Genomic DNA, 26,677 nt, shown 5'->3' with positions numbered 1-26,677 from the left:
AATAATCTTAATCTATCAGAGAATGACTCAATAATCGCTAACCTTGTGAACCCTTAAGGGACATTATCTGGTCCCTGAGTCTGGCTGCCCTTTCAAATTCAAGGTTCCTTGCAGCTGCACGCATCTCAGCCTCAAGGTCCTTTATAAGGACCCTGAGCTCATCAGGGGGTATCTCCCCGGCATCAATCTTTTCAGGGTCCTTCTTCTCTTTAAGGGTTCTCCTTGTGCTCCGGGGTTTTATGCCGTGTTTCCTGTTGTATTCTATCTGCAGCTTCCTTCTTCTGTTGGTGGTCTCAACGGCGGCCCGCACAGAATCCGTCAGCCTGTCAGCGTATATGATCACCTGGCCGTTAACGTTCCTTGCCGCCCTCCCTATAGTCTGTATGAGGGATGTTTCTGATCTGAGGAACCCCTCCTTATCGGCATCAAGTATGGCCACCAGTGAAACCTCTGGAAGGTCCAGGCCCTCCCTCAGGAGGTTCACACCCACCAGGCAGTCGAATTCACCCCTCCTGAGGTCATCGATGATTTCAACACGCTCAAGGGTGTCTATCTCCGAGTGGAGGTACCTCACCTTTATCCCCATCTTTGAATAGTAGTCGGTGAGGTCCTCGGCCATCCTCTTTGTAAGGGTTGTTACAAGGACCCTCTGGCCCCTGGAGATCCTCTTCTTTATCTCTGCCAGCAGATCATCTACCTGTCCCCTGACCGGCCTCAGCAGGACCTCAGGGTCAACGAGTCCTGTTGGCCTTATGATCTGCTCAACCACCCTCTGGCTCCTTGAAAGCTCATATCTTCCGGGTGTTGCTGAGACGTATATCACCTGTTTGATGCTCTCCTGGAATTCATCGAAGCGCAGGGGCCTGTTCTCCTTTGCACTGGGGAGTCTGAAGCCATACTCCACCAGGGTATTCTTCCTTGCCCTGTCACCATTGTACATGCCCCTTATCTGGGGTACCGTGACATGGGACTCGTCTATAACCGTTAGGAAATCATCGGGGAAGTAGTCAAGTAGGGTGTTGGGTTTTTCACCCCACTTCCTACCGCTGAGGTGCATGGAGTAGTTCTCTATACCCTGACAGTAACCCATCTCCCTGAGCATTTCAATGTCGAAGAGTGTCCTCTGCTCCAGTCTCTGAGCCTCAAGGAGTTTGTTCTGACTCCTGAGGACCCTTAAACGATCCTCGAGTTCCTCCTCTATGGATTTTATGGCCCTCTCAAGGCGGTCTTCCGGTATCACGAAGTGTTTGGCGGGGAATATGGTTATCCTTTCAAGTTCCTGGAGCCTTTTACCCGTCACCCTGTGGACCAGTGATATTGAGTCCACCTCGTCACCGAAGAGCTCTATCCTTATGGGTGGGGTTCCATGGACCGGGTTAACCTCTATGGTGTCCCCGCGGACCCTGAACTGGCCCCTGTTGAATTCAACGTCGTTCCGCTCGTACTGCATGTGGACCAGGTTTGAGAGTATCTCCTCCCTGTCCATCCTGGAGCCCACCTCAAGGTGTATGGTGAATTCACCGTAATCCGCGGGGGCTCCTATACCGTAGATGCAGGAGACGCTTGATACGACGATGACATCATCCCTTGACAGGAGGGCCTGGGTTGCGGAGTGCCTCATACGGTCTATCTCATCATTTATTGAGGCCTCCTTGTCAATGTAGGTGTCTGTCTGGGGTATGTAGGCCTCCGGCTGGTAGAAGTCATAGTAGCTGACGAAGTACTCGACGGCGTTTTCCGGAAAGAACTCCCTGAACTCCTCATAGAGCTGGGCTGCCAGTGTCTTGTTGTGGGAGATTACAAGGGTGGGTTTCTGGACCTCCTCAATGACATTGGCGATTGTGAATGTCTTCCCTGACCCTGTAACACCCAGAAGGGTCTGTTCCCTCATCCCGGATCTTATACCGTCAACAAGGGATCTTATGGCCTTTGGCTGATCCCCGAGGGGTCTGTAATCAGATACCAGTTTAAATTTCATCACAGATCACTGAAAATAAGGACCTTTATGGTGAAGATATATTTTAGTGTAGCATTATATATAGGTTGTGTAGTGTGAAACTGTTTACCCTGAAGCGAATAAGATACTTGTATAGGCTGTGCAGAGCGGAACCGTTTACCATAACGTATGAACTATTAATGAAATACTGGATGGGAGGATAAATTGAGGGTTAAGGACTACCGTGAACTTCCAGATAAGACCGGAGTCTACATATTCCGTGACAGCAGGGGCCAGGTCCTCTATGTTGGTAAATCCATCTCCCTGAGGAAGAGGGTTTCATCCTACTTCAGGGAGAACGATAACCCCAAAACCCGGGCCATGATGCGGCACCTTGACAGTATAGAGTACATACTCACAGGGAATGAGAAGGAAGCCCTGATACTCGAATCAAACCTTATAAAGAGGTACAGGCCCCCCTACAATGTCAGGCTCAAGGATGATAAGAGGTACCCCTTCATAAAGATCACTGACGAGGAGTACCCCAGGGTCCTCATAACAAGGACCATAGGAGGGGACTCCGCAAGGTACTTCGGCCCCTTCACTGACACCGGCGCCGTCAGGAAGACCCTGAAGTTCATAAAGTCCCTCTTCAGGGTCAGGAGCTGCAGGAGGATGGATGGTCCATGCCTCAACAGTCAGATAGACCTCTGCCACGCCCCGTGCTCGGGGGGTATAAGCAGGGAGGACTACATGGAGATCATTGACAGGGTTGAGCTCTTCTTCCAGGGCCGCTACACCGAGATCATAGATGAGCTTGAGGTCGAGATGAATGAAGCCGCCGGGAACCTTGAATTTGAGAGGGCCGCCATCATACGTGACCAGATTGAATCAATACGTGATGTTATGGAGAGACAGTACGCTGCATTCACCGACTCTCTTGACCAGGACATCATAGCCTCAGAGGGTTCAGGGGATACATCTGCCGTTGTGGTGCTGCAGATACGTGACGGGAAGATAATAGGGAAGGATGACTTCATAATGAAGGGGTCCGCCACGGACACCGAGGTCATGGAGGCCTTCATAAAGCAGTACTATGGCATCCCCAGGTACATCCCGGGGGAGATAATCGTGAACCACCCTGTCAGGGACGCCGTGATAGAGGAGTGGCTCTCTGAACTCAGGGACGCCCCTGTCAGGATCCACTCACCGGCTGGGGGTGCAGGGAGAAGGCTCCTTAACATAGCACGGAGGAATGCTTCGGTGATCCTCAAACAGAAGAGTAAAAGGAGGGACGTGCTCCTTGAACTCAGGGATGAGCTGAAACTTCCAGGGATACCCGGAAGAATTGAGGGCCTTGACATATCAAACATAGGAGGAGAGTCGGCTGCCGGTTCGGTGGCCGTCTTCATTGATGGTAAACCTGCACCCTCACAGTACAGGAGGTACCGTATCAGGACGGATGGACCCGATGACTATGCCATGATAAGGGAACTTGTTGAAAGACGATACTCAAACCCTGAACTGGATAAACCTGACCTTATACTCATTGACGGCGGGAAGGGCCAGCTCAGATCAGCCCTTGAGGGTCTGAGGTCGGTGGGGGTTGATGTGCCCGTAATAAGCATAGCAAAGAAGAGGGAGGAGATCTACGTCCCCGGCCTTTCCAGTCCCGTGGAGGTATCAGAAGGCCCCCTCCAGGTCTTAAGGCATCTCCGTGATGAGGCCCACAGGTTCGCTGTCAGCTACCACAGGAAGATGCGTGAGAAGAGTTCCCTGGAATCAGAGCTTGACAGCATAAGGGGTGTTGGTCCCATGAGAAAGAGAGCCCTTATGGAGCACTTCGGGAGCCTGGATGAACTTGGAAGGGCAAGTGTTGAGGAGATCATGGCCGTCAGGAACATGAACAGGGATGTTGCAGAGAGGATCCACAGCCACTTCAGGGCCAGGAAACCCTGAATAAACCCATCCTTAATGTTAATGACGCTTCAACACCACCACGGTGCCCTAAGACCCTTCAATAAGTATTTATAGTCATAGGAACATGTCACTAACGATAGCCGGAATTATTATTAAAGGATGTGCCGGGAGGATTTCATGTCACCCACGAGTTTGCTTGTTGTTGAGGATGAAAATATAGTTGCCATGGACATCAAACACAGGGCCGAGGGCCTGGGGTACCGTGTTGTTGGCATGGCCGCCTCCGGCGAGGAGGCTATTGAATTGGCCCGTAAGGAGAAACCGGACCTTGTCCTCATGGACATCGTCCTCAAGGGTGAAATGGACGGTATACAGGCCGCGGATGTCATAAAGGAGGAGCTCAACATACCAGTTGTTTATCTTACAGCCTACTCCGATGAGAAGACCCTCAACCGTGCGAAGCTCACAGGACCCTTCGGTTACATAATAAAGCCCTTTGAGGACCGTGAACTTCACAGCGCCATCGAGGTGGCCCTCTACAAGCACAAGATGGACAGCAAACTCCAGGAGAGTAAGGAAAGATACAGGGCACTCATCGAGAGGTCCCCTGACTATATAATGCTCCTTGACTCCGAATCAAGGATAATACTCGTAAACAGGGCATTTGAGAAACTCACGGGTCTCAGGAGGGACACGCTGAAGGGTAAAAGGGTTTCAATCCTCCAGAAGAAGGGTTTCATTTCAGAGAAAACCCTGGCATCCCTATCTGAACTTAAGGGTTCAGAGAAAACATTTGAGGCTGAATTCTTTGATTTTAAAGGTGAAAGGCGCTTCATTGAGGTCCATGCGGCGTCCATTGAGACGGCGACCGAGAGGGGTCTAATCCAGGTAATAGGCCATGACATCACAGACAGAATCGAGGCCGAGAAAAAGAGGGAGGAACTCATCAGGGAAAGGTCAAAGGCTGAACTCTATGGCTTCGTTGTCTCGGCCGTTCCTGTCTTCGCATCATCCATCCCTCCCCAGCTGCGTAATGCCATCATAAAGAATTTTGCTGATCGTTTTGAGAAGAACATTAAACCCAACTTCCAGAGGACCATGGATAAACTCGGTCTCTCAGGTGGTGCCGATACAAACAGGGTCTTTATGGCCTACATAGAATGGCTTTCATCCTTCCTTGGGAACCTGGGAATCGAGACTGAGCTTCGAAGAGAGAAGGCGAGGTACATACTTGAATTTAAAACCTTCCCATGGATAGACGAGGCAAGGAAGAACCCAATATTCTCCCTGATATTCAGGGCCATGCTGATGAGGAGCTTCACATGGACCGGTATAAGGGGAAGCGTCATACAGACATCAACACTCAGGAGCAGGGATGAGAACATGACATTCGAATTCCACCTCACTGAAAAATAATTCCCTGAAATGGGGGAAGCAACCGAAGAATATTACTGATAGGGGGTTTTTGATTGAGTGATGAAGGGATACAGAGGATAGGGACGGGTGTAGAGGGCCTTGATGAGATAATAGGCGGATACCCTGTGGGGAGGAGCATTCTTATCACGGGTGATGCCGGTTCAGGGAAGACCATCATGGCGCTTCAGTTCGCGATCCAGAGCGCCAGGGCAGGGCTCAGGACCCTTTACATAACAACAGAGGAGGATGAAACCGACCTCAGGATCCAGTGCAGCTCCCTGGGCTGGGACATCGGTGACCTCCTGGAACCAGGCACCCTGCGTATACTGAGCCTGACGGCAGTGAAGGCCAGGCTCACCGAGGCAGAGATGCACATCGGCGCAGAACCCATAAAGGGAAACCTCAAGAAGATAATCAGTGAGATCCCCGATGATATTGAAGTCCTGGTCATTGACAGTATCGGGAGTCAGACAGAGAAGCTGACAACATACGAGTTCAGGGACCAGTTCGACCTTCTTATCTATGAGCTCAAAAAAAGGAACATAACCACCCTGATCATACTTGACAGCGCAACCTCAAGGGAATTCAATGAGATAGCGCTCTTTGCCGTCTACGGCGCCATAAGGCTTATAAAGAGGGAGAACCCCTACACCGGTAGAAGAGAGAGGGTCATGGACATCATCAAGATGCGCAGTACAAGGACCCCCGTGGAGTTCATACCCTACATGATATCGGATGATGGGCTCCGTGTGATTGAAGTCCCTGAGGAATAGGCCCTGAAATTCTCCCATGGAAAACTTTTTTTAAATCTCATGGAAAGTTTCTGCCTTTAACATCGTGTCCCTGCACACCAGCATCAGTAATAATTATATATGATAATATATTATTAATTATTATCTGTAATTTCACCAGGGGGTGATTGGTTGAAGAAGATTCTGATAAGGATCTTTGAAATCAGTAGACAGTACGAATTCTTTGAAGAGGCTATAGTTCCTGAGAAAAGTAAAGGACAGTACGAATTCCCTGAAATGACCATGGTCTTTGAGAAAACCGCCGATGATATGCTGAGAAGAAGACCTGCCATCCCTGAAGAAGGGAACGGGGGTCCTCAATATATAGTGGAGGTGTATGACCAGTGGGATGACAGTCCATCAATATTCTATCTGGACTCCCGGAAAAGAATAATTGAACTGGATGCCGCTCATCGGGGTGTGAAAACACCCTGCGAGGAACTGAGCTCCGGGAAAAGAATAATGGAACCGGACTTAAACCAGTGAAAAAATAGGTGAGTTTTTAGAGTCTTTCAATGGCTTTAACGAGGAGGTCAACCGTCATCTCAATGTCCTTCATGCTCGCCATGCTCACTGTTGTATGGATGTACCTTGTTGGGACAGAAACCACACCGGCTGGTACACCATCCCTTGTGAGGTGTATTGCGGTTGCATCGGTTGTACCCCCCTCACTCACCTCAATCTGCACTGGAATATCCTCTTCCTCCGCGGTTTCAATGAGCCACTCCCTTACACGTGGATGGGTGATGATACCCCTCCCACTGGCATCGGTCAGTATAATGGCAGGTCCCTTACCAAGCTTAGCAGGTGCCTCATCCTCCTTCATACCCGGGTGATCCCCTGCAATGGTGACATCAAGGGCAACGGCCATGTCAGGGTTTATCCTGAAGGCAGATGTCCTGGCACCCTTAAGGCCAACCTCCTCCTGGACCGTGCCAACACCGTACACGGTGGCCTCTGAGTTAACCCTCCTGAGGACCTCAATCATGACCAGACAGCCTATACGGTTATCAAGGGCCTTACCCGTAAACCTGGAGTTTGGGAGTTCAGCGTAGGGGGCCTGGAAGGTTATCGGGTCACCCACAGAGACAAGTTCCTCTGCCTCCTCCCTTGAGGATGCACCGATATCAATGAACATGTTATCATGGGTTGTTACCTTCTTCCTCTCAGCAGCCTTCATCCTGTGAGGCGGCTTTGACCCTATCACGCCTGCAACCCTGCCCTGCTTTCCATGTATCCAGACAGCCTGGTTGAGGATCATCTGGTCGCTGATACCACCTATCTTTGAAAACCTGATGAATCCCTTCTTGTCTATGTGCCTCACCATGAGTCCGATCTCATCCATGTGGGCTGCCAGCATGATAACCGGACCTGAACCCCTCTTAACGGCGATTATGTTACCGAGACTGTCCTCCTCTATTTCATCAACATGATCTGCAAGTTCAGATGCAATAATATCCCTTACCTCATCCTCAAAGCCAGAGACTCCACTGGCAAGTGAAAGTCGCTTCATGAGTTTCTTCATATAACCACCATGAATCATTTTTTAAGTGACTTAATAAGTACCAGAAGTCCTATAATCACCAGAAGGGCCTGGGGCCAGAACCTTGAATACTGGGGCGGTATTATACCCGCAGCAAAGGCAAACCAGAGTATTCCTATGATGATCAGTATGATTCCAAGGTAGACTCCCCAGAGACTCCTGTCTGATGGCGGTCTGCGTGGTTTACGGTTAATTTCAACTTCATCTTCCATATCTATCCCTCCTAATTAGTATCTTGGATTTTATATAAAAGTTTAGGCACCTGTGAATGACACCTCATGAAAACCCGGCAGCCATGTGAACATGATAAAGGACATGAGCTGTCATTCTCCGCCCTTTCCAGAACACCGCGAGGCCACAGTGTGGCCCTGATACAGCATTGCACATCAAGTAATCCGTCCTGATAAACTTATTATACTGGTAGAGTGCAATAGATTAACATGATTTCAGAGGACCATCCACGCTACCATTCACTGAGGCTCAGGGAGATGATAGTGGATGCCTGGCAGAGGGGCATCCTTGCAGATTCAGGGATGATAGCACACGGGAGAGGCGAAGCCTTCGATTACCTCCTGGGAGAGGAGACCACTAAACCAGCAGAAAGGGCTATAAGGGCGGCTGCAGCTGCACTGCTCCTCGCCAGGAAGCCTGTATTATCGGTTAACGGTAACACAGCAGCACTTGTCCCCGGTGAAATGGTTAAACTGGCACGCGAATTAAAGGGTAAAATTGAGATCAACCTCTTCCACCGGACCCCCAGGCGGGTGAAGCTGATAGAGGAGGTCCTGAGGGATAAGGGGGCTGATGAGGTCCTTGGAGTGGATAAACTCACCCATATTGACGGGATCATGAGCCCGAGGGCCACGGCAAGCCCTGATGGTATCTACAGTGCAGACGTTGTCCTCGTACCCCTTGAGGACGGTGACCGTACAGAGATCCTGAGGAAATCAGGTAAAACTGTTATAACAGTCGACCTCAACCCCCTCTCAAGGACATCAAGGATGGCGAGTATAAGCATAACAGATAACATAGTAAGGGCTGTGCCTGCCATCACAGCCTCTGTCAGGGAACTCAGGGGGAGTGAAAGGGAGGAACTTGAGAGGATCCTTGAGGAATTTGATAACAGGGAGAACTTGAGAGAAACCATTAAATTACTTGACATCAGAAGATACAATCCAGAACTTTAACCTAGAAGAGTAGGAAATACTTGACACCAGAAAATACAATCCAGAACTTTAACCTAGAAAGATAAGAGTGGGACAATGATGGTTATTGGAGTTTCAGGGATGCCCGGTGCAGGGAAGGGCGTTGTATCAAGGATAGCTGAGTCCATGGGATTCGTGGTTATACGGATGGGGGATGTTATACGGGATGAAGCACGGAGGAGGGGTGAAGACCCTGGTGTAACCGCGGTCAGGCTAAGGAAGGAACATGGAAAGTACGTTGTCGCTGAAAAATGTGTTGAGATCATAAAGAACTCTGATGCAGACATGTTCCTCATAGAGGGGATCAGGAGCCCCTACGAGGTTGAGATATTTAAGAGGAACTTCCCCGGCTTCAGGGTGATATCCATATTCTCAAGCCGGAAGACAAGGTTCAGAAGACTTAAGAGGCGTAGAAGAGAGGATGACTCATCAGAATACACTAAATTTGTTGAAAGGGATGAAAGGGAACTTGGATTCGGCATAGGGGATGTTATAGCATCCTCAGATTACATGATAGTCAATGAGGGCCCGATATGGAAAATAAAAAAACAGGCCGAATCCATAATTAAAAAGCTCGTGAGAAAACATGGGAAAGGTGAATAAAACCTAATATCCCTTTAACATGGAGGAAGGTTAATGGAATGTAAGGTAACCATCAGAGCCCCTGTTAAACCCACAGAGAATCCTGATAAGGTTTCAGAGGCCATAACCAACGTCTTCCCTGGAATTGAACCTGAAATTCAGGAAGAAATGATCACAGGACAGGGGGGCCTTGAAGACCTCATGGAACTCAGGGAAGCCCTTGAGAAGAGAAGGATACGCTCAACAGCAAGGACCGTGCTCCTCAACAATATGAGGGGCAACTCAACCATGATGTACATTAACAAGCAGGCAGCACTTATAGGAAGGGTTAATGTCCTTGAAGAACCCGTCTCTGCCCTCGGAGATATCATGGTGAAGGTAAGATGTGATGATATAACAGGATTTATAGACTGGCTGACCCCCAGAATAGCTGATTAAGGTTCATCCTGAACCTCAAAGAGTGAATTATACAGAGGAACGGCCCTCTCCGTAACCTGCAACCTAAAAATAACCCATCTAGAGGAAAAGGTCTCTTTGAAACTACACACAACCTAAAAAATCATTTATCCACAAGAACAGCTTTTTTTATATCAATAAAACCGTTATCAAAGAACCATTTCTTCTCATATTCAACTATTTCAAGCCTCTTACTGAATATGGGCCCGTCAAGGACCAGGGATTCTGCTTCACCCCCCTCAAAGGCGGGGTTTATACCGTACCTTTCACTGAGATCTGCAAGTTCAGCTATCATCCCCCTGTCAATTATCCTCCCAAGCCATGACTCATCAAGCCCCTCAGCTGCAACGGCGGTCACCATAACCTTAAATCCAAGGTCAACAATCTCCTCCATATACTCCAGGGGATCCCTCTGCCATAGGGGTGCGACTGACCTCAGACCAAGCCTGCTGCAGATGGAGTCTATCCTTGACTTCTGGTATTCAGAATAGAGGGCTCCTGAGTAGACTGCCTCAACACCCTGCCCTTTGAGCTCCTCAAGTATCCCTGCAAGGTCCTCAACCTCTTCCTCCTCAACACCCTCAGTTTCTGCTTCAATCAGCGGTATCCCCACGGCCTCTGAGAGGAGCCTTGTGAGTCTGATGTTGGGCACATGGTACATGTGGGACTCACTGTTCTCCGATACCATCGATAAAAGGAATAGGACCTCGGACTCCCTTAGGGCATGGTAGAGTGCCATTGTACTGTCCTTGCCACCTGAATATAGAACCACGGACTTCATGATCTTTTACTCCATCCAGGAATCTCATGCCTCCCTGCCCCTTATCTTCCCGATGAATGCTATGATGGAATCTATGAAGACACCTGCAATACCTGTTAACATGCCAAGGAATCCGCAGAACAGTATTATGTTGGACTTATCAGGTAATGCTGCCTTAAAAGCAGCAGCCTTCTCCTCTGCAGGTCCTTTAATCCCTGTTACCACAACATCCCTTGCCTGGAGGTAGGAAACGATTGAATCCACCTTATCTGGCCTTACAGTCACCACAAGGTGCACTGCACTGTAACATGTATTTATACCTCCGGTGTACATGAGCCACTCTGAAAGGGTATCGAGGGTCCTGACAGGGTTATGGCCCTTTTTAACCTGGAGTATTATTGTCCCGTTGGTGTGAACCTGCCAGGAGGTTATATTGGGGTCTATCAATGAAATCTTATCCTCTATTATACGTTTACGGCTCTCTGAGAATCTGTCAGTTTTCAGGAAGATCCCTTCAGAGTAGACGGCCTCAACACCATCCTGGGCAGAGAGTTCATCCATAAACCTTAGTATATCCTTACCTGCTGATACGTCGGCGGTGATGGTTTCATTCACATCGGAGGTTGACATGTAAATGTTCCTTACGATGAAGGGGAGTTCATCATAGACCGGTGATATGAGAAAGATCCCTCCAATAACCCCCGCAATGAATCCTATGAATATCACAAAGAAAATGTTTTTCTTCCCGATTACAGGTGTCATGAGCCCTGCAGAGAATATGAACCCAAGGAGAAGAATGAAAAGAGCTAGCATCACGATTACAGTCAGCGTATCCATGTTATCCACCAGGAATCCTTGTGAGATCAGTTATCATTAGTATATCCATGCTCCACTTAAATATGTTGTGATTCTGGTAAATTATGGTTTTTCTGACCATGAAGACAAGTATTTAACTGAACTCCCTGCTTCCAAGGATCTCCCCATCTTCTAACCTTACATAGACCTCCCTCACGGTTTTCCCACCCCTCTGGAGTGGAACAACCCATACAGGTATCTGTGTGCCGTTGATATTTATTGAACCCATTGTGGGGTCGCCTGCGGTGTACCCTGATTCAGCCGCTATCTGCCTCGCCTCCTCGGCTGTGATATTCCCTGTATTATTTTCTGTACTGCCGGTACTGTTATATTCAGGGAAGGGCATCGGGACAGGCTCTGGCTGCTGATCTCCCGAGTTATTTGAAAGGGATACCCTCTCTCCGCCGCCCATTGAAAGGTAAGAGTAGGCTGTTATGGATAATCCTATAATCACTATGAGGCCAAGTGCTTTATACTCCCATCTTAGGTCATCCAGCAATCTATAATCCTCCTAAATCAGTTCATGGTTTTGCTAAACGTACTCAATAGCCATATGGTATGCGGGAAGATATCATGATTATACGGTACCATTCCTTCCATCAACATACAGAAATTACTTCATATCCGAGTTATAATCACCGTACCATTCCTGTTCATCACGGTATATTTTCCGGGTGTCATGTTGGTTGTGGTGACATTGACCTTGGGGATGATGTCCAGGTTCACTGTATATGTCCCGTAAAAGACCCTGACCTCACCGTTCCTCACTTCAACCGTACAGTTAAGATGGGATGGTATTGTTATATTTGCAGCGAATCCCGGTCCATTGGTGTAGGCTGCATTGACAGCTCCTGCCACGCGTTCGCCGACCATCCTTGCCTCTCCAAGTTCCCCAGTCTGCGTCCTTGAGAGTTCATTGTTAACCATTGCCACCATCCCCGCCATTATCAGTATGGCTATGAGGGTTGCGAAGATGAAGTCTATGCTTAAAATACCCTTATCATCCATTAAACCACCATTAAGTGTAATTATTTGCTGCAAGTCCAAGAAGATCCTTATATGTCTGGGAGAGGCAGAACAGGGCGCCCAGGGGGTCGCTCATGTCACTGCCCCTCACCCTTATGGCTGTACCTGGAATTCCCCTGAAATAGTCCCTATCAACCTTTGAGATGTACTGGTTACCGTTATGGTCCTCAAGGAGCGGATCCCCGAGGATGAAGGTGCTCATACGGGTATATTCCGGGTCAGCTGATGTTGAACGGTTCTCAAGTCTATCAAAGAATGAAAGTCCGTAGGGGTCAATGAAGTAGTAGGAGCGTGGTGTTATATTGCTGGGGTTATCTGTTCCGTTTAAACAGTACCACAGGTTCTGAAGGTGGCTGTCACTATCAACGCTCTCATTCATACGGTAATCTCGATATGAGCCGTTAGTTGCATAGTATGGGTACTTGTATATGACGTTACTCTGACGAAACTTTGTGTTTATCCAGATGTAGGGGTCCTCTATACCCTCAATGCTCACATAGGCTGATGTTGGTGGTAACCTGAACTCATATACCTGCTCCTTCTGAACTATCCTTATCGGTATACCCCCACGTATATTCACCTTGAAGCCGAAGGGGTCATCCTGTGTTATGTTAACATCTGCCATTGTGAATGTGGCGCTTGTATAATTTGTTATGGGGATGTCGTTTATGTATATCTGACGCCCTGTCTGCCTTTCAAGTTCAAGGGACGTGTTTATAACGTTATAGTTTATTGCATCAACTATGTTACCTGTTATATTTGCCTTGCTTGTTCCATGGGGGAAGAACTCTGCGTTATCAATAACATTCCTTGATGCATTGTATGCAGCATTACGCCCAGCGTCTGCTGCAGCCTTTTCAATGGTTGAGTATATGGAGGCTGCCACGGTGACGGTAACGTCCCCCCTGTTGCAAGGCCGGCCAGCATGTTGGCCTCATTGACTATGTTGCCATAGGATATTGCGATTATAATGACCGGTATGAAGAGGAGCACTGCAAGTGGTGTGAATGCATATCCATCCTCATCGTGGATTATTCTCATAATCAACTCCTCCATAGTGTCAGTCTGACGGGTAACGAGTTGGGGATATCCCCTGTGTAGAGTGCCTCCGTCTTTATGAGGCGTTCATCTATGGTGTAACCTGACTGTCTGAGCATGTCGATAAGCTCCTGTTTAGCCAGGGCCTGGGCCGTGTAGGCGTCATTTGAGTACTGGGTGGCCCACATGTTTGCAAGGAACTTGGGGTAGATGACGGCGACACGTGTACCGGAGTAGATCTCTGCATTGGAGTCGCCTGACTCCCAGCCCTGCCCTGAGTTTACTGTCACGCGGATATTATATGTGCCGGGTCTTGTACTGTAGTTGCCAGGACTGCCTGTTGCGAATATCCTGCTTCCAGCAGCATCAATTGCCCCGATATCCAGTGAGAAGGGGACAGGGCCGCTGTAGAGCTGGGTCCAGGCACTTGTTGAGTTTTTAACCTCGACCTTCACTGATTTTGTATCAAGACCTGCGCCCACAAAGAGCAGGACTTTCTTGGCGTCTGGGCCAATGGTGAATTGTCTTACAGGTGCTGATACATTGGTTGAGTTCTGGTAGCTGTTGAAGGGGTAGTTGTTCCACTGGATTGGGAGAGACGTGTAGGAGACTGTGGTGTAGGAGTCAACGAGTCCAACAAGGTCATAGTCCTGCCCGGGAACGTTATCCCATATCGTAACCCGGACCTTATTTGTCTGACCTGCCCGCAGGTAGTCCCTCACATAAATTATGCCCGGGACGTTACCGTATCCATCACTGACTGTACTGTAGGTTACCCTTCCATAGTTGAAGGAACAGAAGGCCACGTTCCATGCTGTACCATTCCAGACCTCCACCAGGGCATTGTCCACACCACCATAGGGGTTCACGATGGTGTAGGCGTCCAGTATCCTTGAACCGGCAGGTATGGGTATATCCTGGGTAACGCTGACTGCGCATCCATCAGCCCCTCTTCCATTAACATTATCGATTACAAATGGAAGTCCATCAGAGTATATATGGTTCTGCCTCACCATGCTGCTCCAGGCTATCACCCTCCTCGTATTGAGGTTCGTGACAGTACCCGTGTTGAGGTCATATATACGGCCATAACCCATGGTCCTGTTCAGGTCGAGCCTTGTCTGGCTGGGCACGGCCAGTCCAGCAGCATCATTGAACTGGTAGGTTCTGGTGATGATACCCTTGGGCACCTTTATGGTGGTGGTGTAGTTTGCTATGATTGAAAACCATGGAAGGTCATAGTCAGAGTAACCAGTTGTGGTCATGTTGGTGAACCGTACATAGAAGTTGTTGGCGCCCCCTGTGAGGGAGGTGATGTTGCCCTGGTAGTTGTACATTCGCTCCCTTGTTGTGCCAGGTCTCAGGTTGAGGAATGTGAAGCTGTCATTCCCTACAATGTGGGGTACGTTGTTTATTACAACGTTCGCGCCGTAGGATGGCCTGTTCACTCTGTTGCATGATCCCATCAGGAATTTTCCCCAGTGGATATTTGTTGATGGGACAGAGAAGCTGATGTTCCTGGGGCTTGTCTGGTAGCCCCAGTAGGGTCTTGAATAAAGTCGGTTCCAGAAGTTGGTTAACCAGTTGTGGAAGTTCCAGACCGTCGTGGTTGAGTTTATCTCTTGGTCCTCAAGGGTCACCTCCTCCTGCTTGTACCATGCACGTCCGAGCCAGCCCTCCTCAGGCCCCGAGATTACAATGGCCCTTGATGCTGTGTCCCTTGCGACAAGTATTCCGCTATCATTCCTTATGGCAGGGTAGGTGCCTATCTGGAATTCATACCCGACCCCTGGTGGGAGGATGGAGTTAAGATCCTGTTTTATGAGGTTCTCTGCACCTGCAGTATTGTTTCTTGAGTACATTGCGGCTGCAGAGTAGAGTGTCCCGTCCTCCCTCATGATGTCAAGGGCATCCGCCGCCATGGTCTCGAGGTGCTGGTGATCAGAGCCCATGTATGATGGGAGTGCAAAGTAGGTTGCAATTGAAGCTGTCAGGATGAATACCACTATAAGTGCAAGTACAGCATCTGTTGTGAATATTAATCCACCCTCATCGCTGCTAAGATCACGGATCATGATAAATCACCTTATCCACAGGTAAAGTATGAATTTAGCCGGTCTGAGTCTAACATTATCCAGAGTTATCTGCCCCGGAGGTGTGCCCTTTGGAGCTGCAAGTATGTAAACATCCATGGAGGCGCCGGGGTTACTCTGGGTCCTCACGCTGAGTATGTTATCCCTGAAGATGGTGTCATTGTAGAGGTAGGTTTCATTTATCTGCCGCTTTATCTCGGTTACATGCTGATTTATATCGTTTGGTGGCACCACACGGTTGTTGTTAACATCAACAAAGGCAGAATTATATCCCCTGTTAATCACGAGGATCCAGTAGTCATAGATTCGTAGGTAAGCCTCATTGGTCGGGAAATTGGTGGTGTAGGTTCTTGGCTGTCCCGCGTCCCTTATAAGGCCCTCTATTGAACCCACACGCTCCACCTTACTTGTGAGGACATAGCGTTCAACCCTCACGATGTCACTTGCGCTTGTGTTCAGCGTGCCGAGGGTCCTGATTGTAAGTCCCTCTGCTGTTGTTATGTTGATGTAATAGCCGTACCTGGGCCCTATAAGTTCACCCATATTCGTGGTATTTATACCCGCCACCTTTGAGGGTGAGAGGTAGTTCTTCTGTGGAAGACCTTTAACTGGGTCATGCCTTGCAAGGCCGACTGTCTGCGGGTTCCCTCTCTTTTCCCAGTCGAATGGTACCCCTGAAGTCTCAACAAGGGCGTCTGCAACATCTGAGGCGTGGCGATCCAGTGAGCTCTGGTATATGGTGCTCTGGGTGAGGTACATTATGTTGTCCATATCCGCAGCCAGCATACCGAGGAGGATCGTCAGTGGTATGAGTGCAAGTAGAATGTCAAGTGAAAATGCAAATCCCCGTCTATCAGACAGCATATCCATATAATTTATCCCCTTCCCCTTATCTGTGTTCATTTATGAGATGAAACATTATATATATCTGTTGATCTATAATATTTTCTGGAGATGATCTGTTATGGATTTAAGGGGCCAGGTATCTGCAGAGTTCCTGCTTATCGCTTCATTCATACTCATAATAGTACTTGTTTTCTCCTCAATAGCAGGTCCCCAGTCACAGGAAAACAGTATTGCTGCCTCTGCAAAGGAGGGGGCTTCAAGTGCTGTTGCGGAGATCACTTACTCCAACGTGTCCATGAAGCCTGTGAAGGTTATGGGTGTGAGGATCACAGGGGACAGGAATAAGACGGTGACCATAAACCTTGACAGTCCTCTGCCCCAGAATTACAGGGCCACGGTCATTAACCGGACGGTTGAATACATCCTCAACCTTGGAGGATGTGTGAGGGTTAATGACACGACGGTTAAACTTGGAGATAAAACTTACACAGTAACCCTCAGCCCATAAAAAACTAAAAACCTATTCCTGAAACAGTACCTCTAACCCTCAGCATATAAAAAATAGAAGCTTATTCTTCAACACCTATGATCCTTACGGGCCTGTTACCCCTCATACTCATGATCGAGCCATCAACCGCAAGCTTCACGGTATCATGGACCCTGACATCGAAGCCATTGTTCTCAACTATGTAGACATCGGGCTTCACATTGCTCCTTATATCATAGTCAACCCTGACATAGGATGTGTTCTCACCTGCATCAATAACCTCACCGAAGGTGTAATCACGCACATACCTTATTCTGAATATGAGGAACACCGCTGCAGCTGCAAGCACAGCGAATATGAATATCGTGAGGGAGGGGAAGAACAGGAAGGGAAACGCCATTGTCAGGAATGGGTTTCCTGATACTATGATGATAACAAGGCCAACAGCCATGTACATGAAGAAGAAGTCCCTGTAGGCCTCAAAGTCAGCCGGGTACATGACCCTTATCTGCCTGTAGAGGATGTATACAACAAGGGCAACAAGTATGAGTGCCACCGGCACGAATATGATGATGGATATGAAGTTGAAGACGTATACGATGGATGCTATGATGAAGAGTGAAGCCGCAATCTGAAGTTTAAGGACAGCGTTCTCCTTTTCAGAGGGGTCAAAGCCCTGGGACTTTATGATTATGGGCGCATCATCCCTGGGGATATCGATGTTATGGTTACGGGCCTCTTCAAGGATCTCCTGGATCTCCTCATCCTGCCCGGTATTTATCTCCCTGGCAAGGCCCCTTGTCCTCTCATGGACCCTCTCCATGATACCATTCATATCAACCCCTGATACGCCCTCCCTTATGATGGAGGGCAGCTGCCTTATCACTCCCGGGAGTTCGATTATCCAGAATATGACCGTTCCTATAATATTGAAAAGTGTTATCACTGCCTTACCCAGCCTTGAAAAAAAACCCATCATGATCTCTCCCTATTTCCTTGTAATGTTGATTACAGATACCGTGCTTGAGTTAAGAGGCCAGTAAACCACAGCCGTGTACCATCCCCTGGTGAGCTGGGTTGCACTGGCTGTTATATTGTACTGTGTGCTGGCTGTTATATTTGACCTCGTTCCGTTGGTGTAGGTTACCGTGAATATTACACTGCTGTTACCTGCAAGCAGTGTGCCGTCTACCGGTATGTAGAAACTCACGGTCCTCTTGGCACCTGGTCCATTGGAGTAGACTATATCCGCGGCATCGGCAAGGGTCTGGACGGCTATCTTTGCATCAGAGGCCCTTGAAACATCCGTACTCGCCTCTATGGAGCTGCCTATGAGGGGTATCGTCACGCCTCCAAGTACAAGTATGACGACAAGTATCAGCAGGAGGTATTCAAGGGAAACCTGTCCCCCATTATCCATCAAGATCACCTGTACATATCTCTAATAGATTCTATGTTCAGCACAACATATAAGATTTGGCTAGAATATCACATCAAGGACCCTTGAGAGTAGCATTGCAAGGTCCCCCACCAGGAGTGAGATCATGAGTCCGATGAATATTGCAGGGGCAAATGGCATACCCCTCCTTACACGGAACTCATCCCTTATCTTACCCTCAGATACCAGCCCCCTGAGGGTCTCAATCTCCTCCTCCCGGAGACCCGCAGCCATTGCAGATACCACAGGTTCACCACGGTATGTAAGAGAGGATACATCACCTGTCCTTGCGGCTGTCCTGAACCTGTCAAGGAAGGATGCGTCATCAAAGTAGTAGTCATCCCCCCTCCTGTAGAGTGAGTGTGCGAGTATCATGCCCTCACGGAGTTCACTCACCTTCACCGTGTCCTGGAGGGCCTCCCTTGCAACAGATGTCAGGAGCTTCCTGATGAGCTGGATGATGGTGATGGACACCCAGAGTATAACAACACCGCTCACCGTAAGCTCAAAGTTCCTGTAGAGGGAGTACACGAGGACAGCTGAGACAACAATGGCCTTTAAGCGTGGCGGAAGCTTTGATATGGCCATTGTGAGGAGGTAGATCACCAAGAGTGTCAGTATTATGATCTGGAATGGCAGGAAATCTATTACAATGAATGAGAGTGTTACTGCAGATGTTATGACCAGGGACAGTAGCATGTTGGCCCGGTACTGCTTCAGCGGCTCCATGAATTCATCCATCAGTTCCCTGCGGGATGTGTAGATTATGAAGAACACGAATATGAGTAGGAAGGGTAGGAGGGAGAGTATGCTGTTTATGATAACCGTGAGAGGAAAAGGGTAGAGGGCTGTTACAGGGAAGTTTATTCCCATGAACTTGTAGTCTATGATGTGTGGCTGGAAGGGGAGGAGAGCTGTTACCGCCGTGAAGAGCTTGACATCACCACCGGCCCATGCCCCCATCCTCCAGAGGATGTAGCCCAGTGCAAATATTCCTGCAGTGAAGATTGCCGTGTAAATGAATAACCATGGATCCTCAAGTAGATAGGCCTTCAAAGCATTTATACCAAGACCCGCCCCTATAACAGGAAAGGTGATCCTGTTGGGGATAATACCCTTCTTCAGGTCACTGTAGGATGCGTAAAGACAGACCAGAACTGCTATTAAAACCGTTAAGATATCTATAATCATGATAATCACTCCATATGCTTATATACTAGGAATACTCTCGGGCTGTCCATATTTATAATTTTATGATAAAAGTAGGATGTAAACATACATGGCAGATGATAAAGTTGACCAGAGGATCCCTGATAGTAATATTCATCCTCCTTACTACCGGCTTTGCGGTAAGGGCAGGTACCGATAACAGCAGCCTGCATAGTGAAAGGCACCATGAACCCCTCATGTATGATATGGACTCATACTATAACCTCAGGCTCGCCATGAACCTCCTGGATCATGGCGAACTCTCTGATGGTGATGGATGGGACCGGCACTCATACTATCCTCCAGGGGTCCCCCTTGACTATCCACCCCTCCTCGCCTTCATCACCATCATCCTTCATCTACTAACATCCCGGTTTTTAAGCCTGAGTGAACTGGCCTTCTGGCTCCCTGCGGTGGTCTCCCCCCTTGCAGGGGTTGCGGTGTTCCTCTTTGCAGGGAGCCTTGACTGTGATGATCTCTCATCCGGCCTTGCAGGGCTCCTTGCAGTCACAGCACCCTTCTATTTCATGAGGACCGTCCCTGGATTTTATGATACCGACATATTCAATGTCCTCTTCCCTCTCATGGTGGTCCACTCACTCTACCTTTCAGTGCGGAGGGATGACTGGAGGTGGAGTACCGTCTCTGCCATGCTCATCACCCTCTACTCGACTGCATGGAACGGCTGGCAGATACTCTATTACGTGCTCCTGGTTTCCTGCGGGATATTCATACTCAGGTACAGGGACAGGAACATCCTCCTCTTCCTCTTAATTACCACGGCCCTCATTGAACTCACGGATCCCGGGAGGATACCTTCACTCATACGGGGGATCCCCCTTATGGCCTCCGGTGCTGCAGGGCAGCTGTTTCCTGAAATCCTGAATACAGGGTCATCCACAATGACAGGTGCATTTCCCAGTCCCTATGCGAACATAACAGAGCTTCAGCCTCCAGGATTTGCTGAAATCATAACAGGTACAGGTCCTGGCCTTCTGATTGCGGGGATAATGGGTTTAGAGCCCCTGAGGAGGCTCAGGGGTGATGATGGGTTCCTGTTCATGACTGTGATGATCTGGCTTGTTGCGGGTCTGGTGTGCCTCAGCGGGGGTTTGCGTTTCATTGAAGTCCTCATAGCCCCCCTCTCTGTAACATCCGCCCTTTTCTTCAGTGAAATAAGAACCCGCCTCGCCCGCAGGAAAAACATGGACCCACCCTTCAGGAGTCTTCTTTCAGCCTCAATCATAGTCATGCTTGTCCTACCCTCACCCCTAATCGCCCTTGACAGTTACGGCAGCCTCCACCCCAGGGTTGATGACTGTATGATGGATGCTGCAGTTTACATCAGGGAGAACACAGCGGAGGATACAGTTGTGGTCTGTAACTGGGTCCATGGACACTTCTTCGCATGGATGGCTGATCGGCCCGTTAACTTCGATGGAAGGCTCGGCTATATTGAAACGTTGCCAGTGCGGAACCATGGTTATCCCCTTGATCCCAGGGTCCCAGGTGTATGGAGGGAATACTGGCAGGACAGGGCACTTGCAACATCGGACCCTGTCCTTGCAGATGGCATCCTCAGCATGCTGGCATCATCTGGTGATGAATGCTACCTTGAAGTATATGATGCCACAGGAGACCCCGCAGGGTCTGTCAGGATAATTGAAGAGCTCATCAGAATGGATGAAGACCAGCGAATGACCTACCTTGAGTCCCTGGGGATCAGTGCTTCGGCAGCGGATTCCATTGCAGCTTTAATGGAGAGGAGATCCGGGTATGTCCTTGTAACCTCTGACAGCCTCATCGATAAGGGTTACTGGATACTCTACTATGGAAGCTGGAACTTCACGGGGCCCACGGTGAAGCCATTCTACTCCGAAGGTGAGATCATCTCCAGAAACCCCCTTATAAGCAGTGATGGTGTCACCTTTAACGGCACCGTCCTCTTTAAGGGGATGAAACCCTGCAGGGTCTTCACCGTCAAGAAAGGATGGGTTGATGTGGTTACCGTTGACCCCTCATCGGGCTTCAATGTATATATCCTGAAGGACAGGAACCGGACCGTTACTGTTCCTGTTAAATATGAGGACTCTCTCTTCGTCAGACTCGTCCTCATGGGTGATGGTGCCGGTAGGTTCAGGGCTGTTATGAGGAGCGGTGACGTGACCCTCTGGGAACCCATAGAATAAATAGAACTGTAAACTGCAGGAAAGTATGATAAAGGGCACTGACCCTTAAAAATAAATGTCCCTCTATCTACATTAAATTACTTTTTATTCTCCATGGCTGCCCTGAGGAATGAAACGAATAGTGGATGTGCCCTGTTTGGTCTTGACTTGAATTCGGGGTGGAACTGGCATCCCAGGAACCATGGGTGGTCTTTGAGTTCAATTATCTCCACGAGGAAGTCATCAGGTGATGTGCCTGAGATTACAAGTCCTTTCTCTTCAAGTTCATCCCTGAATTCGTTGTTGAGTTCAAATCTGTGTCTGTGTCTTTCACTTACAAGTTCGGTGCCGTATGCCTCACTGGCAAGGGTGCCGTCCCTGATCCTGCATTTGTAGGAGCCTAGTCTCATTGTACCCCCCATGTTCTTGATCCTCTTCTGCTCCTCCATCATGTCAATAACCGGGTAGTGTGTGTCTGCATCGAACTCTGTACTGTTGGCACCCTCCATGCCATGTAGCCTTGCGAATTCTATGACCATGCACTGCATTCCGAGGCAGATGCCGAATATCGGCACTTCCCTTTCAATTGCAAATCTGACAGCGTCAAGCTTGCCGCTTATACCCCTCTCACCGAAGCCCCCCGGGATGAGGATGGAGTCAAGGCCGGCGAGTTCATCCTCACTGACGGCGTCATCGGCACTTATCCATTCTATATGGACCTTTACGCCCAGCTGGGCTGCGGCGTGCTTGAGGGCCTCCCTTATACTGATGTATGAGTCCTCAAGTTCAACGTATTTCCCGACTATGCCCACACTGACCTCTGGCTTCTCTATCTTCAGTGACTCAACGATCCTTGCCCAGCCCTCAAGGTCGGGTTCCCCCTCAACATCCAGTTCTATCCTCCTCACAATGTAGTCACCCACATTCTCCCTGTCAAGGACCAGGGGGACCTCATAGATTGATGATGCATCGGGTGCGTTTATAACGGCCTCCTCCTCAACGTCACAGAAGTGGGCTATTTTTCGTTTGAGGGATGAGTCTATGGGCATCTCGCTCCTGCAGATGATCATGTCAGGGTTTATACCCGTGCTCCTGAGTTCCTTTGTGCTGTGCTGTGTTGGTTTGGTCTTGAATTCACCCGCGGCCCGGAGGTAGGGTACATAGGTTACATGGACGAACATAACGTTCTCATGGCCCTCCTCGTTCCTGAGCTGCCTCAGGGCTTCTAGGAAGGGCTGGCCCTCAATGTCACCCACCGTGCCCCCCACCTCAACCAGGACCACGTCCGCACCGCTCCTCTCGGCGATCTTCCTTATCATGGCCTTGATCTCATCCGTTATGTGGGGTATTATCTGGACGCATGAGCCCAGGTAGTCGCCGGATCTCTCCTTTTTGATGACCGAGAGGTAGACCTTCCCTGTGGTTATGTTGGCATCCCCTGGGAGGTCTGAGTCAAGGAACCTTTCATAGTGTCCCAGGTCGAGGTCGGTCTCCATACCGTCATCGGTTACAAAGACCTCACCGTGCTGGTAGGGGTTCAGTGTCCCCGAGTCAAAGTTGAGGTAGGGATCTATCTTTATTGCGGTCACCGATAATCCATAGGACCTGAGTATCCTTCCTATTGAAGCCGCTGTGATTCCCTTTCCAATTGAACTTACAACTCCTCCTGTTACTATAATGTATTTAGCCAGATGAACCAACTCCTCCGATGATAATTAATGGATAGATTATGTCTCTCATTCTATTAAAAAATTGCAATAGGGACTCCCTGCGGGTCCATCACCTTTGATTGAACTTACCCTCAGGGGTTCATGAGGATGTCTATGAGCCTGTGGCCCTCCATGAGACCCAGGGACCCCTTAGATGCTTCTTTTTCATCGTATGATGTGACATGATCCCCCTTCACTCCCTCGCCATGGATGAGGTAGGGTACAGGGTCATGTACATGTGTCCTTACCTCCACAGGGGTGGGGTGGTCCGGGAGCACGGCTATCCTGTGTTCATACTCGGTTATCCTGTCAAGGACCGGCCCCAGCACCAGTCTGTCAATGTTCTCTATGGCCCTTATCTTCTCCTCAAGGTCCCCTGCATGGCCTGCCTCGTCGGGTGCCTCAACGTGGATGTAGAGGAAGTCGTATTCCTCAAGGGCATCTGCAGCGTACCTTCCCTTGGCCCGGTAGTCTGTATCGATGTAACCTGTGGCACCGGGCACCTCAATGTTATCCAGTCCCGCGTATATGCCAAGGCCCTTTATGAGGTCAACAGCCGTGATGGTGGCCCCCCTTAACCCGTACCTCTCCGTTAATGGCTCCATTGAGGGCCTTGGTCCCTGGCCCCAGAGCCAGATCATGGTGGCCCTCCTCTTACCCTCTGATTTCCGTTTAAGGTTCACCTCATGGGATTCCAGGATCTTTCTTGATGATGTCATGAGTTCCCTTATGTGGAGGGCCTCCTCTGATCCTTGAGGGAGGTGTTCATCAACGGCCTCCCCGACGATGTCATGGGGTGGATAGGTCCTTACATCCCTGTACCCCCTTCCGGGTATTACGAAGAGGTTCCTGTAGCTTACACCGGGGTAGAACCTTCCAGGGGTTTCAAGGTGCTGGTTGAGGGCCTCGATGAGCCTTGTGGCGTCTGATGTTTCTATGTGGCCTGCATTGAAGTCATTTATAACCCCATCAGCGTTTATGAGGTTGCAGCGGAATGCCACGTCCTCATCAGAGAGCTCAACACCTATACTTGCAGCTTCAAGGGGCCCCCTCCCTGTGTAGTATCTTTCAGGGTCGTATCCCATTATGCTCAGGTTCGCAACGTCTGAACCTGCCTCCATACCATCAGGGACCGTTTTAAGGAGTCCGCAGGACCCTCCTGCTGCAAGTGAGTCCATGTTCGGTTTATCAGCCACCTGGAGTGGTGTTCTGCCGTCAAGTTCATCCAGCGGGTAATCTGCCATTCCATCTCCAACGAGAATAACATGCTTCATCGGTATCACTGCCATTACAGAAAACGAATAATATACTATGGGCCCTTTCAGAGCCCCCTGTTTCTCCATATGCTCACAGCGTCTGTCAGCATTGCAGAGGCCGTCTCAAGGGATCCTGCCCCCCTGCCAACCGCGGTGACCTCACCTGCAAGGTCTGTCCTGAGGGTTGCCATGTTGAGTGTCCCGTCAACCGCGTAGGGTGAACCCGTCCTCACGAGCCTGGGTCCCACCTCCAGTTTCTCACCTGATACCTCTGCAATGAGCTTTATCATGTAGCCGTCCTGGGCTGCCAGTTCAATCGCCTCTGGTGTTATGCCTGTTATCCCCTCAACCCTGACATCCCTGAGGGTGCATGGCCTTCCAAGTATTGCGTTGGCAAGTATAACAGCTTTACAGGCAGCATCAGTGCCTTCAACGTCCTGAGCAGGGTTTGTCTCTGCTATTCCAAGCTCCTGGGCCTCGAGGAGGGCCTGTTCATAGGATGAACCCTCTGACGCCATCCTTGAGAGGATGAAGTTGGTTGTGCCGTTAAGTATGCCTATTATGGACTCAACGGTGCATGATGAGAGGGTGTCCCTTGCAAGGTTTATGATGGGCATCGCACCCCCTACAGAGGCCTCGAATCTGAGTTCAACACCCTTCTCGGCGGCCGCCTCCATCAGTTCAGAGTAGAAGAGGGCCAGGTGCCCCTTGTTTGATGTTATAACATGCTTCTCCTCATTCATGGCCTCTAATAGGAGGGATCTTCCTGGTTCACCATCGGTTATGCTGGTGGGTGTTGCCTCAACAAGGCAGTCGTATTCTGCCTCATGGAGGAGTTCAAGGCCCGTCATGCCCTCAACCGCCGATGGGTGGTCCGCTATTCTGCCGGTGGCCTTCTTCTGTTCAAGGATTTCCCCTGCATCAAGGCCCCCCGGACTGTAGAGGGCGCCTGATGAGTCCGCTACACCCGTGAATCTGATTTCAAGGCCGTACTTCTCCATGAGGTGCTTTCTTTTAAGCTGGACGGCGCGGAGGAAACCCTGACCGACTGCTCCAACCCCCACTAGACACACATCCATATTATCACACCTCACCTATAACCAGGAGTTTCCTCTCCCTGGCTATGCCCTGTATCCTTTCAAGTACCGTGTCCCTTGACCCGTGGTCTGCCTCAACGGTTATCCTTGCAGCTGATCCACCCTTCTCTGATATCTTCAGTGATAGGTCGGATACCGTGGCGCCTTCCAGGCTGTTTATGGAGTTAACTGTCTCCTGAAGGTCGCCCTCACCCAGGTCGCCTATGAGGATGGTTGTGAACTTCTCCTTGAGGGGGACTCCATCCATCTCTATTATATTCACGCCCCTCTCCCTGAGTTTGCTGACTGCAAGGTCAAGGGTCTCCTTATCACCCTCCACCGTGAGCTGCACAGGGACCACCGGACCGTATTCACGGTCCCTCTCATGTATAACCGTGACTATATTCGCACCTGAACTTCCCAGGGGCTCCAGGACCGATACGAGCTGCCCTGGAACGTCCCGAAGTTCAATTACAAGGTTCAAACGCATCAGAAACACCTACTGGGTCCATTCACCCCTCTCAACCACTATGTTACCGTCCTCATCAACAGGGGCGTTTCTGAGGATCTTCTCGGGGTTGAATTTTTCAACCCTGTCCTCCTTTGTCCTGTTAAGGTTATCCACGATGTAGTATGTCTCTTCAAGTTCAGGCACGCCTTCAAGGGCCTTTGAAAATTCTTCAAGTATCTTCTCAGCCTCTTTCTCTATCTTCATTGCCAACGCCTCTAAAACTCCATGATAGGTTATCTCCTGATAAACATCAGATATCCCATAAAGGTTATCATGACTGGATCATTATGAACCTTATATCTGCAACAAGAAATATAAAATATGGGGTTATGCTCAGGTCATCCTGTGGTGGGGAG

The 26,677-nt window shown here is 49.4% G+C and carries 27 protein-coding genes; 9 read left to right on the top strand and 18 right to left on the bottom strand.

Translation table 11 applies throughout. The annotated features are described in order from the left end of the window. Positions 1-37: 37 nt before the first annotated feature. Complete coding sequence (gene uvrB, locus FZP57_RS03970) at positions 38-1,981, bottom strand: excinuclease ABC subunit UvrB (protein ID WP_074358880.1); 1,944 nt, start codon at positions 1,979-1,981, stop codon at positions 38-40. Between the two features lie 180 nt (positions 1,982-2,161). On the opposite strand from uvrB, the gene uvrC reads away from it, so the two are divergent. The 4 genes from uvrC to FZP57_RS03950 all read left to right on the top strand — a co-directional run bounded on the left by uvrC (position 2,162) and on the right by FZP57_RS03950 (position 6,549). Continuing rightward, entirely contained in the window at positions 2,162-3,895 is a 1,734-nt protein-coding gene (gene uvrC, locus FZP57_RS03965) for an excinuclease ABC subunit UvrC (RefSeq protein WP_074358879.1), read from the top strand. A 138-nt stretch (positions 3,896-4,033) separates the two neighbouring features. Continuing rightward, the gene (locus FZP57_RS03960; protein ID WP_191216517.1) at positions 4,034-5,272 is read left to right on the top strand and encodes a methanogen output domain 1-containing protein; all 1,239 of its coding nucleotides are present in this window, start codon (positions 4,034-4,036) and stop codon (positions 5,270-5,272) included. A gap of 53 nt (positions 5,273-5,325) precedes the next feature. Then, positions 5,326-6,045 carry an ATPase domain-containing protein gene (locus FZP57_RS03955; RefSeq protein ID WP_238337987.1) on the top strand — a complete coding sequence of 240 codons (720 nt, stop codon included), beginning with the start codon at positions 5,326-5,328 and terminating at the stop codon, positions 6,043-6,045. Positions 6,046-6,195: 150 nt separating this feature from the next. Further along, complete coding sequence (locus FZP57_RS03950; RefSeq protein ID WP_074358877.1) at positions 6,196-6,549, top strand: hypothetical protein; 354 nt, start codon at positions 6,196-6,198, stop codon at positions 6,547-6,549. 16 nt (positions 6,550-6,565) lie between these two features. Here FZP57_RS03950 and FZP57_RS03945 read toward each other — a convergent pair whose 3' ends face one another. Further along, on the bottom strand, positions 6,566-7,588 hold the full coding sequence (locus tag FZP57_RS03945; protein WP_074358876.1) for a M42 family metallopeptidase: 1,023 nt from the start codon (positions 7,586-7,588) through the stop codon (positions 6,566-6,568). A 14-nt stretch (positions 7,589-7,602) separates the two neighbouring features. Then, a complete protein-coding gene (locus FZP57_RS03940) occupies positions 7,603-7,818 on the bottom strand; it encodes a hypothetical protein (protein WP_074358875.1) in 216 nt (71 codons plus the stop codon). Between the two features lie 228 nt (positions 7,819-8,046). On the opposite strand from FZP57_RS03940, the gene FZP57_RS03935 reads away from it, so the two are divergent. The 3 genes from FZP57_RS03935 to FZP57_RS03925 all read left to right on the top strand — a co-directional run bounded on the left by FZP57_RS03935 (position 8,047) and on the right by FZP57_RS03925 (position 9,831). Beyond that, positions 8,047-8,793: a 4-phosphopantoate--beta-alanine ligase gene (locus tag FZP57_RS03935; protein WP_074358874.1), complete on the top strand. Its 747-nt coding sequence runs from the start codon at positions 8,047-8,049 to the stop codon at positions 8,791-8,793. Between the two features lie 75 nt (positions 8,794-8,868). Further along, complete coding sequence (locus FZP57_RS03930) at positions 8,869-9,414, top strand: AAA family ATPase (protein WP_074358873.1); 546 nt, start codon at positions 8,869-8,871, stop codon at positions 9,412-9,414. A 33-nt stretch (positions 9,415-9,447) separates the two neighbouring features. Then, positions 9,448-9,831, top strand: coding sequence for an RNA-binding domain-containing protein (locus FZP57_RS03925; protein WP_074358872.1), 384 nt, complete (start codon positions 9,448-9,450; stop codon positions 9,829-9,831). Between the two features lie 121 nt (positions 9,832-9,952). On the opposite strand, the gene FZP57_RS03920 is transcribed toward FZP57_RS03925, so the two are convergent. From FZP57_RS03920 to FZP57_RS03890, 7 genes are all read right to left on the bottom strand, one after another. Then, the gene (locus tag FZP57_RS03920; protein ID WP_074358871.1) at positions 9,953-10,630 is read right to left on the bottom strand and encodes a TIGR00289 family protein; all 678 of its coding nucleotides are present in this window, start codon (positions 10,628-10,630) and stop codon (positions 9,953-9,955) included. Between the two features lie 24 nt (positions 10,631-10,654). Next, positions 10,655-11,446, bottom strand: a complete 792-nt coding sequence (locus FZP57_RS03915) for a hypothetical protein (protein WP_074358870.1) — start codon at positions 11,444-11,446, stop codon at positions 10,655-10,657. A gap of 112 nt (positions 11,447-11,558) precedes the next feature. Continuing rightward, the gene (locus FZP57_RS03910) at positions 11,559-11,963 is read right to left on the bottom strand and encodes a PepSY domain-containing protein (protein WP_074358869.1); all 405 of its coding nucleotides are present in this window, start codon (positions 11,961-11,963) and stop codon (positions 11,559-11,561) included. Positions 11,964-12,082: 119 nt separating this feature from the next. Continuing rightward, positions 12,083-12,472: a hypothetical protein gene (locus FZP57_RS03905; RefSeq protein WP_191216516.1), complete on the bottom strand. Its 390-nt coding sequence runs from the start codon at positions 12,470-12,472 to the stop codon at positions 12,083-12,085. A gap of 10 nt (positions 12,473-12,482) precedes the next feature. Further along, positions 12,483-13,376, bottom strand: a complete 894-nt coding sequence (locus tag FZP57_RS03900; protein ID WP_238337986.1) for a hypothetical protein — start codon at positions 13,374-13,376, stop codon at positions 12,483-12,485. A 157-nt stretch (positions 13,377-13,533) separates the two neighbouring features. Continuing rightward, positions 13,534-15,603 carry a hypothetical protein gene (locus tag FZP57_RS03895; protein ID WP_191216515.1) on the bottom strand — a complete coding sequence of 690 codons (2,070 nt, stop codon included), beginning with the start codon at positions 15,601-15,603 and terminating at the stop codon, positions 13,534-13,536. A gap of 6 nt (positions 15,604-15,609) precedes the next feature. After that, positions 15,610-16,491: a hypothetical protein gene (locus FZP57_RS03890; protein WP_191216514.1), complete on the bottom strand. Its 882-nt coding sequence runs from the start codon at positions 16,489-16,491 to the stop codon at positions 15,610-15,612. 94 nt (positions 16,492-16,585) lie between these two features. On the opposite strand from FZP57_RS03890, the gene FZP57_RS03885 reads away from it, so the two are divergent. Then, positions 16,586-16,975 (top strand): hypothetical protein, encoded by a 390-nt coding sequence (locus FZP57_RS03885; RefSeq protein ID WP_074358864.1) that lies wholly within the window; start codon positions 16,586-16,588, stop codon positions 16,973-16,975. A gap of 61 nt (positions 16,976-17,036) precedes the next feature. Here FZP57_RS03885 and FZP57_RS03880 read toward each other — a convergent pair whose 3' ends face one another. From FZP57_RS03880 to FZP57_RS03870, 3 genes are read right to left on the bottom strand one after another with little or no spacing between them, the layout of a single operon-like run. Continuing rightward, positions 17,037-17,933: a DUF2101 family protein gene (locus FZP57_RS03880; protein WP_238337985.1), complete on the bottom strand. Its 897-nt coding sequence runs from the start codon at positions 17,931-17,933 to the stop codon at positions 17,037-17,039. Positions 17,934-17,942: 9 nt separating this feature from the next. After that, positions 17,943-18,374: a class III signal peptide-containing protein gene (locus FZP57_RS03875; protein WP_191216513.1), complete on the bottom strand. Its 432-nt coding sequence runs from the start codon at positions 18,372-18,374 to the stop codon at positions 17,943-17,945. A 60-nt stretch (positions 18,375-18,434) separates the two neighbouring features. After that, on the bottom strand, positions 18,435-19,583 hold the full coding sequence (locus FZP57_RS03870) for an A24 family peptidase C-terminal domain-containing protein (protein WP_191216512.1): 1,149 nt from the start codon (positions 19,581-19,583) through the stop codon (positions 18,435-18,437). Between the two features lie 104 nt (positions 19,584-19,687). Here FZP57_RS03870 and FZP57_RS03865 point away from each other — a divergent pair, with 104 nt between their 5' ends. Next, positions 19,688-21,790: an STT3 domain-containing protein gene (locus FZP57_RS03865; protein ID WP_191216511.1), complete on the top strand. Its 2,103-nt coding sequence runs from the start codon at positions 19,688-19,690 to the stop codon at positions 21,788-21,790. 77 nt (positions 21,791-21,867) lie between these two features. Here FZP57_RS03865 and pyrG read toward each other — a convergent pair whose 3' ends face one another. From pyrG to gatC, 5 genes are all read right to left on the bottom strand, one after another. After that, positions 21,868-23,469: a glutamine hydrolyzing CTP synthase gene (gene pyrG, locus FZP57_RS03860; RefSeq protein WP_074358860.1), complete on the bottom strand. Its 1,602-nt coding sequence runs from the start codon at positions 23,467-23,469 to the stop codon at positions 21,868-21,870. 101 nt (positions 23,470-23,570) lie between these two features. Next, entirely contained in the window at positions 23,571-24,752 is a 1,182-nt protein-coding gene (locus FZP57_RS03855; protein WP_074359738.1) for a cofactor-independent phosphoglycerate mutase, read from the bottom strand. Positions 24,753-24,799: 47 nt separating this feature from the next. Next, complete coding sequence (locus FZP57_RS03850; protein ID WP_074358859.1) at positions 24,800-25,813, bottom strand: homoserine dehydrogenase; 1,014 nt, start codon at positions 25,811-25,813, stop codon at positions 24,800-24,802. Positions 25,814-25,817: 4 nt separating this feature from the next. After that, the gene (locus FZP57_RS03845) at positions 25,818-26,300 is read right to left on the bottom strand and encodes an ACT domain-containing protein (protein ID WP_074358858.1); all 483 of its coding nucleotides are present in this window, start codon (positions 26,298-26,300) and stop codon (positions 25,818-25,820) included. A 9-nt stretch (positions 26,301-26,309) separates the two neighbouring features. Next, positions 26,310-26,525: an Asp-tRNA(Asn) amidotransferase subunit GatC gene (gene gatC / locus FZP57_RS03840; RefSeq protein ID WP_074358857.1), complete on the bottom strand. Its 216-nt coding sequence runs from the start codon at positions 26,523-26,525 to the stop codon at positions 26,310-26,312. Positions 26,526-26,677 lie beyond the last annotated feature (152 nt).

Source organism: Methanothermobacter sp. THM-1 (assembly GCF_009914355.1).
GTDB classification, from domain to species: Archaea; Methanobacteriota; Methanobacteria; order Methanobacteriales; family Methanothermobacteraceae; genus Methanothermobacter; species Methanothermobacter wolfei.
This window is presented reverse-complemented; position numbering and strand designations above follow the sequence as displayed.

Coding starts and splice junctions, on each gene's coding strand:
- FZP57_RS03930 (WP_074358873.1), top strand. CDS start 8,869: ATGATGGTTATTGGAGTTTCAGGGATGCCCGGTGCAGGGAAGGGCGTT.
- FZP57_RS03940 (WP_074358875.1), bottom strand. CDS start 7,818: ATGGAAGATGAAGTTGAAATTAACCGTAAACCACGCAGACCGCCATCA.
- FZP57_RS03850 (WP_074358859.1), bottom strand. CDS start 25,813: ATGGATGTGTGTCTAGTGGGGGTTGGAGCAGTCGGTCAGGGTTTCCTC.
- FZP57_RS03880 (WP_238337985.1), bottom strand. CDS start 17,933: ATGATGGGTTTTTTTTCAAGGCTGGGTAAGGCAGTGATAACACTTTTC.
- FZP57_RS03875 (WP_191216513.1), bottom strand. CDS start 18,374: ATGGATAATGGGGGACAGGTTTCCCTTGAATACCTCCTGCTGATACTT.
- FZP57_RS03945 (WP_074358876.1), bottom strand. CDS start 7,588: ATGAAGAAACTCATGAAGCGACTTTCACTTGCCAGTGGAGTCTCTGGC.
- FZP57_RS03935 (WP_074358874.1), top strand. CDS start 8,047: ATGATTTCAGAGGACCATCCACGCTACCATTCACTGAGGCTCAGGGAG.
- FZP57_RS03895 (WP_191216515.1), bottom strand. CDS start 15,603: ATGATCCGTGATCTTAGCAGCGATGAGGGTGGATTAATATTCACAACA.
- FZP57_RS03925 (WP_074358872.1), top strand. CDS start 9,448: ATGGAATGTAAGGTAACCATCAGAGCCCCTGTTAAACCCACAGAGAAT.
- FZP57_RS03920 (WP_074358871.1), bottom strand. CDS start 10,630: ATGAAGTCCGTGGTTCTATATTCAGGTGGCAAGGACAGTACAATGGCA.
- FZP57_RS03855 (WP_074359738.1), bottom strand. CDS start 24,752: ATGAAGCATGTTATTCTCGTTGGAGATGGAATGGCAGATTACCCGCTG.
- FZP57_RS03845 (WP_074358858.1), bottom strand. CDS start 26,300: ATGCGTTTGAACCTTGTAATTGAACTTCGGGACGTTCCAGGGCAGCTC.
- FZP57_RS03890 (WP_191216514.1), bottom strand. CDS start 16,491: ATGGATATGCTGTCTGATAGACGGGGATTTGCATTTTCACTTGACATT.
- FZP57_RS03915 (WP_074358870.1), bottom strand. CDS start 11,446: ATGGATACGCTGACTGTAATCGTGATGCTAGCTCTTTTCATTCTTCTC.
- FZP57_RS03905 (WP_191216516.1), bottom strand. CDS start 12,472: ATGGATGATAAGGGTATTTTAAGCATAGACTTCATCTTCGCAACCCTC.
- FZP57_RS03885 (WP_074358864.1), top strand. CDS start 16,586: ATGGATTTAAGGGGCCAGGTATCTGCAGAGTTCCTGCTTATCGCTTCA.
- gatC (WP_074358857.1), bottom strand. CDS start 26,525: ATGAAGATAGAGAAAGAGGCTGAGAAGATACTTGAAGAATTTTCAAAG.
- FZP57_RS03960 (WP_191216517.1), top strand. CDS start 4,034: ATGTCACCCACGAGTTTGCTTGTTGTTGAGGATGAAAATATAGTTGCC.
- FZP57_RS03870 (WP_191216512.1), bottom strand. CDS start 19,583: ATGATTATAGATATCTTAACGGTTTTAATAGCAGTTCTGGTCTGTCTT.